Source organism: Chitinophaga qingshengii, from assembly GCF_014529935.1.
In the GTDB taxonomy this organism is placed as follows: Bacteria; Bacteroidota; Bacteroidia; order Chitinophagales; family Chitinophagaceae; genus Chitinophaga; species Chitinophaga qingshengii.
On record NZ_JACVFC010000007.1, the window covers coordinates 26621 to 39174 of the forward strand.

Sequence of the window (12554 nt, forward strand, 5' to 3'; positions counted from 1 at the left end):
AAAAAGACTGACATGGAAAAACTCATTGCTGACCTACGGAAGCAACAGGTACGGATCACACTGCAAGATAAACAACTGAGGGTCCTGGCGGCCAAGGATGCCCTCTCTCCAGACCTGATGGAAGCGCTGAAGCGCCACAAGGATGATCTCATCAGCTATATCGAAAAATATCCGTTTGCTTTTGATGAGCAACATCGCATCACCGCTGTGGAAGAGCAGGAGCATTATCCTGCTTCTGACGCACAGCAGCGCATGTGGGTGCTGAATCTGTTCGAAGAAAATCAAGCTGCGTACAATATACCTGCTGTATATACGCTTTCCGGATCGCTGCACCTCGCCGCTTTTGAAAAGGCCTTCGAAGAAGTAGTGAAGCGGCACGAATCACTGAGGACCACCTTTCTGGAGGTAGATGGCGCATTGCGCCAACAAGTGCTGGCAGGCACTGACAGGACCTTCCGTTTCAGTTATGTTGACCTTGGCGCCATGACTGATACGGAAGCGCTTATACAGGAAATGATAGCGTACGAAACTACATTCGTATTTTCCTTGCAACACGGCCCGCTATTACGCTGCAAGCTGGTGAAAACGGGGGATGCCAGGTATGTGTTCCTGCTGAATATGCATCATATCATCACCGATGGATGGTCGGTAGAAGTGTTGCTGAAGGAAGTACTCTTTTTTTATAACCATCATACATCGGAAACAGGACAGCCTGCACCCGCACCCTTGTCTATCCAGTACCGCGACTATACCATCTGGAAACAACACACACTCGCCGCATTGGAAAATAGCGATGATAGCAGATATTGGAAGGAGCAACTGGCAGGGCCCGTGCCTGTACTCGAACTGCCGGCAGACCACATCCGTCCGGCTATCATGAGCGCCAATGGCAGACAACAATGGTTTACGATCGATAAAGACCTTTCCAGGGCACTGCTGGAACTCGCCAGAAAGGAACGTGTTTCCAGGTTTGTACTTTTTGTAGCAACATTCAAAGCCCTGTTTTTCAGATACACCGGCCAGGAAGACATCATCATAGGTACGCCCGTCGCCAACCGTAATAAAGAAGAACTGGAAGACCAGATAGGACTATATATGAATACCATGGCGCTCCGTACCCGGTTCAACGGAAAGGGCGGCTTCCGGCATTTGCTTGAGCAGGTGAAGAATACAGTATTGGATGCCGATAAACATCAGCACTATCCGTTCGATAAACTGCTGGATGACCTGCAACTGAAACGCGACCTGAGCAGGTCTCCCTTGTTTGACGTCATGATCACCGTGCCCGCTGAAGCTACCGCAAATACTGGCCATACAGCCACCATGCAGGGACTGGATATCTCCAGATATCCCGGCAATACCACCACGGCACAATTCGATCTTGCTATTGATGTAGTTGAAAATGATGATGCTTTTGACATCAGTATCATCTATAATGCAGATATTTTCGAAGATAGACGTATAGCGTATTTCTTCGGACACTATTGCCAGCTCATAAAGAACATAGTCGAGGAGCCTGTCCGTCCGCTTGACTCGTTGAATTACCTGTCGCCGGAAGAACGGCACCAGCTGATATTTGAATTCAACCGTACTGCGTTGGCGTCGCCGCCTGAAAAAAGTTACCTGGATTTTTTCTATGATCAGGTAATAAAAAATCCTGATAATATTGCGGTGTCTTGTGAGCAGGAAAGATTGACGTACCGCCAGCTCGACGAATATGCCGGCCGCCTGGCACACTGGCTACTGGCGAAGGGACTACAAAAAGGAGATTTTGTGCCGGTGTTGTTTGAACGGTCGGTAGACACCCTGGCGGCTATACTGGCGATCTTCAAAGCCGGCGGTGCTTTCATCTTACTGGATCCGCTTTATCCGCTGAAACGCATAGCCGACCTGGTGGCCGACACCGGGGCCGCCATGCTCATTACCAAAACATCTGCATGCGCGGACTGGTCTCTGTTTGCCACCAGCATGCAACAGGAAACGGCGCTGCGCCATATCATCTTTCTCGATGTGCCGGCTGTAAATGCTGGTGTGTGGCCGGATACGGCAAATACCGATCTTACCGCAACAGGTACTGATGTATTGCAGGAGCAACCAGCGGGCAACCCGTCCATCGCGATACAACCGGATGATATCAGTTTCGTTATCTATACTTCAGGTTCCACCGGAAAACCCAAAGGCGCCCTGAATACGCAGATCGGCATGGTGAACCACTGCCTTGTGATGATAGACCGCTTCGAAATAGACAGTAATAGCGTCATCGCACAGACCGCACCGCCCAGCTTTGATATTTCCATATGGCAGCTTGTCACAGGCGCCATGGCAGGTGCCAACACCGTCATCTATCCCCAGCGCCAGGTACATAATCCGGCCGCGTTATTGCGGGCTATGCAGCAAGACAATGTAACGGTAGTGCAATGGGTACCGTCTTACCTGACGGTAGTGTTAGAGGAACTGGCAGCATGCCCCGAAGAAGATTTCTTTCCCTCGTTAAAATACCTCATCCTCTGTGGTGAAGTGATCCGGCCAGGGTTGATTAAGGAGTGGTTCCATTTCTATCCACAGGTGAAAGTAGCCAATGCCTACGGACCTGCGGAAGCCTCTGATGATATTACGCTCAACATTGTATCTGCTGACACCTTTGATGGCAGGATCTCTATCGGGAGACCCGTTGCCAATTGCCGCATCTATATACTGGATGAGCAATTGCAACTTTGCCCCGCAGGGCATATCGGGGAGATATGCGTCGCCGGCATTTGCGTGGGCGCGGGCTATCTGAACAATCCCGAAAAAACAGCAGCAGTGTTTCTGAAAGATCCTTTCGGGGAAGCCTCGCATCAGATGTATCGTACCGGTGATCTTGGCATGTGGCGCCCGGATGGTACCCTCGAGTTTATTGGCAGAAAAGATTACCAGGTTAAAATACGCGGACAACGCGTAGAACCCGGTGAAGTGGAAACCTTGCTGTTACGGGAAGAAACAGTGGCGCAAGTGGTTGTACTCGATGTGATAGATGAAAATCAAAATAATGACCTGGTAGCATTTCTGGTGCCCACAGATGACAGGCAATTCAGTGTTGATAACATCAAACAACGGCTGGAGCAACAGTTGCCGGTGTTTATGATCCCCTCCCGCTTTATCCGGTTAGCCCGTCTGCCATTGACCGATAATGGAAAAGTGGATAGGAAAGCCCTGAAAAGAAAGGCGGTAGAAGGAAGTCTTGAACAGCATGAAACCTATATCGCGCCACATAATGCATCCGAGATGCTTTTGCAAAAACTGTGGCAGGAAGTGCTGGGAAAAGAAAGTATTTCTATCCGCAGTAATTTTTTTGATATAGGCGGTCATTCACTGAAAGCGGTGCGACTGATATCACGTATTTACAAAGAGACAGGGCACCGGGTTGAGCTCAGGGAACTGTTCTTCCGGAACACCATAGAAAAACAGGCCATGCTGCTGTCGTTCGCACCGGCAGAAGATTTTGCGGAGATACCGCTGGCGCCTGCCGGACCACACTATCCGGTATCACATGCCCAGAAAAGGATCTGGCTGCTGGAACAATCAAATGAAACCGGCGCTTATAATGTACCGGAATCATTTGAGCTCTCCGGCACTTTGAACATTGATCTGTTTAATAAAGCTTTCCAATATCTTATAAAGCGCCATGAGTGCCTGCGTACCACTTTCATCACGGTGGACGGAGAGCCCAGGCAGCTGGTTCATGCAGTTGAAAACTATCCTTTTCGTATTGAAGTGACGGATCTCCGGATGGCACCTGACAAGGAAAAACAGGCAGCTGCTATGGTTGATAAAGAAGCCTGGCGCCCCTTTTCGCTGGAAAAAGGCCCGCTGATGTACGCCAGGTTGTTGCGGATAGAAGACGAGCGTTACATCTTTCTCCTCACCATGCACCACATTATTGCTGATGGATGGTCGACAGATATTGTTTCGCGGGATGTAATGACGGCCTATAATGCTTACCTGTCGGGCAATGAGCCGGACCTGGCACCACTGCGGATCCAATACAAGGATTACAGTGTATGGCAACAACATGAACTGACCGGTACCAGTTATGCCGGCCATCGGGAGTACTGGCTATCGCAATTCAGTGAAGACGCGCCTGTGCTGGCGCTGCCGACCGATGCTCCGCGGCCTGCCGTAAAAACTTACAATGGTGAAACCGCCAGTATGAACATCGACCCGCCGTTGAAAAGAGAACTGGACCAGCTGGCCCGCCGTCAGGGATGCACCATGTTTATGTTGATGATGGCCGCCGTAAATACCTTGTACTACCGCTATACCGGCCAGGAAGATATAGTGATAGGCGCCTCCGCGTCAGACAGGGATCATCCCGATCTCGAAGATCAGATTGGTTTCTTCGTAAACATGCTCCCCATCCGGCAGCGTTTCTCCGGAACAAACAGTTTTATCGAACTGTTGAAGGCGGTGAAAGATAATGTACTTGGCGCTTTCAGCCATCAGGTGTATCCATTTGATCTGTTGTTGGAAGAGCTCAGGCTGGATAGGGACCTGAGTCGTATGCCGCTCTTCGATGTGGTGCTCACCATGCAGAACACGGGGCTATCGGATGATGCCATGCAGGAACTACAAGAAGTATCCATTCAAACTTACGATAGAAAAGTGAAGCTGGCCAAGTTTGATGTTACCTTGTTCTTTGTGGAGCACGAAGGCGGAATGGAGCTGCGTGTGCTTTATAATACCGATCTTTTCCACGCCACCCGTATAGAAAACATGTTGCGGCATTTCAGGACGATGCTGGAAGCTATTGTAAAAGAGCCGGAGCTGCCGCTGAAGATCATTCCTTTGTTGTTGCCTGCGGAACATACGTCTCTGCTGGCTTTCGCAGCGCCGCCAGTGCCGGTGAAGCAGCGCTGTCTGCTTACGCATGAGCAGATAACAGCACAAGCCGCACTGCATCCGGATGCTACCGCAGTGATATCCGCTTCCGGCCGTATCAGCTACCAGCACTTTAATGAGGAGGCCAACCGCCTGGCACATCATCTGAGAAAGCAGCACCAGGTGAAGCCCGGTGATATCGTGGGTATGATGATGGACCGCTCGGAAAAAATGATCATCACTTTACTGGCCATCCTGAAGGCAGGAGCGGCCTGGCTGCCGATGGAGCCTGGCTGGCCTGCAGCAAGGAAGGCCGCTATATTGGAAGAAGCATTACCGGTACTGCTGATCACCGAGTCGAATTACATGTTTGACCTGTCATACTATTCCGGAGCTCTCTTTATCACCGACATTGAATGGGACGGGTTGCCATCAGAGAAATCTGATCCCGGAAATGTAAATGTGCCGGAAGATCTCGCCTATGTGATCTATACTTCAGGTTCTACTGGCCGCCCCAAAGGCGTGATGCTGCCGCATCGCGGGCTGGCGGCATATCTCGGCTGGTTTGAACAGACATTCCACACGGGCCCCGGCGACAGTACGTTACTGTTGTCGTCGATCGCCTTTGACCTCGGATACACCAGCTTATGGGGCGCGCTCACCACCGGCGCCGCTGTGGTCATCAACAATGCCGGTGAATACCTCGACAGGGAAGAAATGATAACATCTATGAGAAATGAAGCAATCACTTTTCTCAAACTCACACCTTCCCACCTGGATATCCTGGTGAACGATCCTGCTTTTGAAGAGGAAGCCCGCTCGCTATCCCTGCGCCTCGTAATTACCGGAGGGGAGAGCATCCGTACGGACGATATTGAAAAATTATTACACGCGCTGCCCGCTTGTACCATCGCTAACCACTACGGACCAACGGAAACTACCATCGGCACCCTGGCACACGTTTTTGACAGGAATACTTTTGCTGCATTCAAAAGGATGCCTGTCCTCGGAAGGCCTATAGCACATAACAAAGTATACCTGCTGGATAGCGCATTGCAGCCCGTGCCGGCAGGCATTCCCGGAGAGATATGCGTAACAGGGCAGGGGCTGGCACTACAATATATGCATGAGCCGGCGCTCACCAGCGAAAAGTTTATCCCCGATCCCTTTGAACAAGACGGCCGCCTTTATAGAACGGGCGATCTGGGGCGTTACACTGCACAAGGCGACGTGATTTTTATGGGTCGTAAAGATAACCAGGTAAAGATCAGAGGATACCGGGTAGAAACGGCTGAAGTGGAAACGGCATTGATGAAACATCCCGCTGTTCGTGCGGCGCTGGTGCTGGTAATACAGGAAGCAGACAGGAACCGCCTGGTGGCATACTATCAGCTCAGTACTCCGCAAGATGCCAGCGACCTGAAAAAATACGTGGAAGCAGCATTACCCGATTATATGGTGCCGGCACATTGGATCGAACTGGATACCTTCCCTTTGACGGCCAACGGCAAGATAGACCGGAAAGCCTTGCCGGCGCCTGTGCCGGCAGAGAAGGCACAAATACAGGCGCCCGCTTCCATTGTGGAAGAAAAGCTGGTAGAGATTTGGAAAGAAGTGCTGGGATACGAACGGATTAGCACCCTCGACAACTTCTTCAACATCGGAGGCGATTCTATCAAAGCAATACAGGTAGCCTCCAGAATGAGCAAGGCGGGTTACAGAATCGGGGTGAAAGATATCTTCGAGAACCCTGTACTTAACCAGCTCGCGTTATATGCGAGGAAAGTAGTAAAAGTAGCAGACCAATCGCCGGTACTGGGTCGCGTGCCGCTTACACCGGTACAGTTGCGTTTCCTGCAGTCCGGATATACGAAATTGCATCACTATAATCAAAGCCTGCTTTTCCATCCGGAAGGGAAATGGACCGGGGAGACGCTGAGGCAGATCTTTACAAAAATACAGGAACATCACGACGCCCTGCGAATGACTTTCCGGCAAGATGAAGCTGGTAACTGGATACAGGAAAATGCAGGTACAGATATGCCGGCCGATTGCAGCGTGATAGATTTGTGTGGAGATGTAACACCCTCGCACACCATGTTACAGCATATCAACGACATACAGGCCAGCATGAACCTGGCTGCCGGACCATTGATGAAAGCAGTGCTTTTCAGGCTGCCGGATGGTGACCGCTTGTTGGTTGCAGCGCATCATCTCGTTATGGATGGTGTTTCATGGCGTATTCTGGAAGAAGATATACACCTGCTTCACGAACAATACGAAAACCAGCAGCCGCTGTCCTTGCCGCTGAAAACGGATGCATACAAATTGTGGGCGGAGCGGTTGCTGGCTTATGCCGGTACGGAAGAATGTCTGCAGGAATGCGACTACTGGCAAAGGTTGTTCACACAACCACTGAAACCGCTTCCCACGGATCATTATATTATTTCCAATCTGCAGGAGCAGCGTGCGAACGTATCTTTTCAGATAGATGAAAGAACGACCGCCTTGTTGTCGGGAGAAGTACATCGGGCCTTCAGCACAGATATTAATGATATTCTGCTCACTGCATTGGTGCTGGCTCTGGATAAAGCTTTTGGCATCCGGCAATGCCTGGTGGCGCTGGAAGGCCACGGCAGGGAGGAAGTTTTCGGAGATGAAATAGATATCACCCGCACCATAGGATGGTTTACCAACGTATATCCTGTACTGTTAGATATCTCGGGCTCTGATGAACTGTCGCGCAATATCATTGCGGTAAAGGAACATCTGCATCGTTTGCCGGATAGAGGGATACGTTATGGTATCCTCAAATACCTCAGTGCGCCGGAACACCGCTTGCAGGAAATGCACCAGCCTGAGATCAGCTTCAACTATCTGGGTACATTTAATTCGAAACTGGCGCTGGCTGAAGAAGAGCCGGGCCGCCAGACAAGCGGGGAGTGGGTGGCGCCCTATACACTCGATGTGCGGGGCCTGATATTGGACAAATCGTTGTCTGTTGCCATTGAATATAATACCACGCAATACGACGAGGTTACCATGGAAAACCTCGTTCAATGCTACAAGCACTGCCTGCTCGAGATCATCGGCCTGTGCATGCAGCAGCAGCAACGCGTCCTTTCTCCTGTCGATCTTACCTATCAGCATATTGCCATGGACGTGTTGGAACAAACCGCTGCCCGTTACAACATTGAAGATATTTATCCGCTTTCACCCTTGCAGGCGGGTATGATGTTCCTCTCAGAGCAACATGCAGAAGATGCTTATTACAGGCAGGTATATTACGAACTGGAAGGTAACCTTCAGGAAAAACATATCGCAAAGACTGTTCACCTGCTGTTCCTCAGGCATGATATGCTGAGAACCATGTTTTCCACCCGGCTGGCCGATATTCCATTGCAGATCGTTTTAAAAGACCGGGAGCCGGAATTTGTTTTCCGTGACCTGAATGATATTCCTGCCGCTGCACAACAAGAGATACTGGAGGCATATCGTACAGCGGATAAAAAAAGGGGTTTCAGGCTGGATGCAGATGTGCTGATGCGGATCGCTGTATTTAAATTATCTGCCAACGATTTTGTCATCATATGGAGTTATCATCACATGATCATGGACGGATGGGGCACCTCCGTATTGATCAGTGAATTTTTTGAACTGTACAATGCCATGTTGCAGGGCGTTTCGCCGGTATTGGATACAGTAATGCACTACCGGAATTACATTCAGTGGCTGGAAAAGCAAAACCGTCCTGCTGCGTTGGCGCACTGGCAGCATTACCTCGCTGGATATAATGAACTGGCCACACTGCCTGCATGGCAGCACGCTACCGCAGGCACCTATGAACAAGGCAGCTTGCAAAGTATCGTGCCCGCAGCAGTTTCCCGCTCGCTGGTAGCACTGGCCGCGCAAACAAATGTTACGCTCAGCACAGTATTACAAGCGGCCTGGGGTTTGCTGTTAGGCATCTACAACAATCGTGGAGACGTCGTTTTCGGCGCCGTAGTTTCCGGCAGACCGGAAAATATCCCCGGCATCGAAAGTATGGTCGGGCTGTTTGTCAATACCATTCCTGTCAGAGTCAATACCAGCGGGGTTGACACCTTTGCTGACCTGCTATCGGCCATGCAGCGGGATACTGCCGCCAATACGCCTTATCACTATTGTCAGCTGGCTGAAATACAATCTGCCACCGGGTTAAGAGACCAGCTGCTGGACCATATCCTCGTATTTGAAAATTATCCCATAGCGGAGAAAGTGGATTCATATGTGCAGGGTATTAATGAGCGCGACAGTGGAGTAGCACATTTTAAGGTGAATGGTCTGAAATATGAAGAACGAAGCCACTATAACTTTTATATTATTATCACACCGGGCGAATCGATAGCCATACAATTTGGTTTTAACAACCTGTATTATGATAGCCGCCTGATAGCGCAGCTGGCAGCGCATTTCCTGTACCTGCTCGAACAGCTGGCCATGCATCCGGATCAGTTGCTGGAACACCTGCAGGTGCTCTCCTCTGAAGAACAGCTACGGCTTGTAACGGGTACCGATACACGCCTGGAATATGACAGTACGGCGACCATCGTAAGTTTGTTTGAGAATGTAGCTACTGCTACTCCACATGCTGTTGCGGTGCGCGGCGGGCAGGATACGCTCACTTATGCAGCATTGAACAGTGCCGCAAATAAACTGGCGTACCACCTGCGCCGCGGAAAAGGGATACGGCCCGGCGATCTGGTAGGCGTAATGACCGACAGATCGGTGTACATGGCCATCAGTATACTGGCTGTGCTGAAGGCTGGCGGCGCATATGTTCCCATCGATCCCGCATATCCCTTGCAGAGAAAAGAGTACATCCTTGCTGATACAGGTATGCAATACCTGCTCACAGATGGATCATATGTTGTCAACAGCGATATGCTGAAAGAAATACTGTCGGTGCCTGCACTGTTGCAGGAGCTCGACGGACTTGCCGGCGATAACCCGGATCAGGTGAATACGCCTGACGATCTCGCTTATATTATTTATACCTCGGGGTCCACCGGCCAGCCGAATGGTGTAATGATACCACACCGCGGCTCAGTGAATATGTTCGCCAGCCAGCGGCACTATTTCCGGCTCACACCGGCAGATAACGTGCTGCAATTCTCTTCCTTTTCTTTCGATGCTTCCGTATGGGAATGTATGATGGCATTGCTGTCGGGTGCCACACTTGTGATGGTGGACCGGAATGTGATAGAAGACCCGGCGCGCTTTACGGCTTATGTCACTGCACAGCAGGTAACTATCCTGACACTGCCGCCGGTTTATTTGTCGATGCTCGACAGGCAGCAACTGAAAACGGTCAGGTTACTGATCACGGCCGGGGAAGAGGCGAGACTGCAGGATGCGATCGCCTGCAGCCAGGAAATGGATTATTGGAATGCATACGGCCCTTCAGAATGTGCCGTGTGCGCCGCCATGTACCAGGTGTCGCCCGCTGACGCAGGAAGGCCGAGAGTACCCATTGGAAAGGCAATTGGCAATACGAAGATATTGATCATGGACAATAGCATGAAGCTGGCGCCGCCAGGTGTAACCGGCGAAATTTGTGTGGCGGGTGACGGCGTGGGATTAGGATACTGGCGTCGTGAAACACTTACTGCCGGAAAATTTGTCCAGGTCAATGGTGAACGACTCTATCGCACCGGCGACCTTGGCCGCTGGCTGCCGGATGGTAACCTGGAATTTCTCGGGAGAGCCGACGACCAGGTGAAGATCAGAGGACACCGCATAGAAACCGGAGAGGTAATGAATACGATCCGGAAACACCCCGCTGTGCAGGACGCTTATGTTACAACCGGCATGTATCCCGAAAAATGCCTGGTGGCCTATTATACTTCAAATACACATATCAGCAGGGAATCATTATTGGATTACCTGCGAGATATGTTACCCGCTTTTATGATACCTGCTTATATGACACAACTCGATAAACTACCGTTAACGCCTAATGGAAAAATAGACAAACAGGCACTGCCTGATCCGGTTGCGGCCACTGCCGCTATGCCGGAAACGCCGCTTACCAGGCAGGAGGCCCTCCTGGTTGATGTATGGGAAAAAGTATTGGGCCGTAAGGGAATCGGAGCAGGTGACAACTTTTACCAGGTGGGAGGGGATTCTATCAAAGCGATGCAGATTGCAGCCAGGTTACACCGGATGGAATATGAAGCCACCGCACAGGACGTACTCCGGTATCCTGTATTATCTGCACTGGCGAGCCATTTGAAGAAAAGAGAACACCAGGCCGAACAGTCGTCCGTGACCGGAAATGTACCTTTAACGCCGGTGCAGCATTGGTTTTCGGCGCATCGTGGACCACGGCACCACTTCAATCAGTCCATTACACTGCGCTTTAAAGAAAGAACAGATCATATGGCTTTGCAGCAGGCCTTAGCCCTTTTGCAACTGCATCATGATGCATTGAGAATGACCTTCTCCTTTACAGATGACCATATGGGGCAGTGGAACGCAGGCCAGGACCATCCCCACTTCTGGCAGGTGCACGACTTGCGTGAGGCGGCTTCTCCACCAGAGGAGATGGCTGTGCTGACGGATCAATACCAGCAATCTCTTGATCTGGGCACAGGACCGCTGATGAAGCCTGTATTATTTGTGATGCCTGATGCCGACCATCTTCTTGTTGTAATGCATCACCTGGTAACAGATGGTGTGTCCTGGCGGATCTTGCTGGAAGATATCCATACGCTATATGAGCGGCTCAAAGGAGGGCAGGAGCCGCTATTGCCAGCGAAAACCCATTCCTACAAACATTGGGCAGAAGCATTGACAGCTTATGCAGTAACCCCCGCGATGTTGACGGAGCTTGACTACTGGAAGCAGGTGCAGCAAAACGTGCCTGCCGTGAAAGCACATGGCGGCGGTTTGTTGGAAGAATATGACCTCTTGTACTTCGAGTCGGATAGCAAAACGACAACGGCGTTATTGACGGCAGCCAACGCTACTTTTCTTACAGAAGCAAATGAATTAATATTGGCAGCATTGGCAAAAGCGGCGGGCGATGTGCTGCACATGCCTGAACTGGGCCTCTCTATTGAAGGGCATGGCCGCGAGGAGATCGTGGCAGGCATTGATCTTAGCCGTACTGTTGGATGGTTTACCTCTCTGTATCCCTTGTTATTAAATACAGGGGGAGATCTCCGCACCGTCATTGTCAATACAAAAGACACTTTGCGGAAGGTGCCTCAAAAAGGGATCGGCTACGGTATCCTCCGGTATCTGACCCCGGCAGCCAGCAAGGCAGGAACGGATTTTCACCGCCATCCGGCCATCAGCTATAATTACCTCGGCAGTTTTGATGAGGCAGGTGGAAATGGCACCTTTGAAGTGACAGGAATGGAAGGGCGGAATTTCAGCCACGAATGGGAATGGGACTTTGCATTATCTGTATCTGTTTATATCAAAGACGGGCGGTTGCTGGTATCCTTCGCTTATAATACCGGTGTATTCGAAGAAAACGTTATTCGAAGCCTGGGAGATACCATGGTTGCATGTCTCCGCGATATAGTGCATTGCTGCATCAGCCAGGAGCAGTCACCGGTCAGTCTTCTTGACATGACATTTAAAGACCTCACCATCAGCGACCACGATCTCGATATCCTGCGAAAGGGATTACACTGAAATAATTACCA

Annotated in this window: 1 protein-coding gene; it reads left to right on the forward strand. The window is 50.6% G+C overall.

Going from position 1 to position 12554, the window contains the following annotated elements:
* Window positions 1-12 precede the first annotated feature (12 nt).
* Window positions 13-12543, forward strand: coding sequence for a non-ribosomal peptide synthetase (locus ICL07_RS31235; RefSeq protein ID WP_188091989.1), 12531 nt, complete (start codon window positions 13-15; stop codon window positions 12541-12543).
* Window positions 12544-12554 lie beyond the last annotated feature (11 nt).

Bases quoted from the DNA above. Each gene is read 5' to 3' on its own strand.
- ICL07_RS31235 (WP_188091989.1), top strand. From the start codon at position 13: ATGGAAAAACTCATTGCTGACCTACGGAAGCAACAGGTACGGATCACA.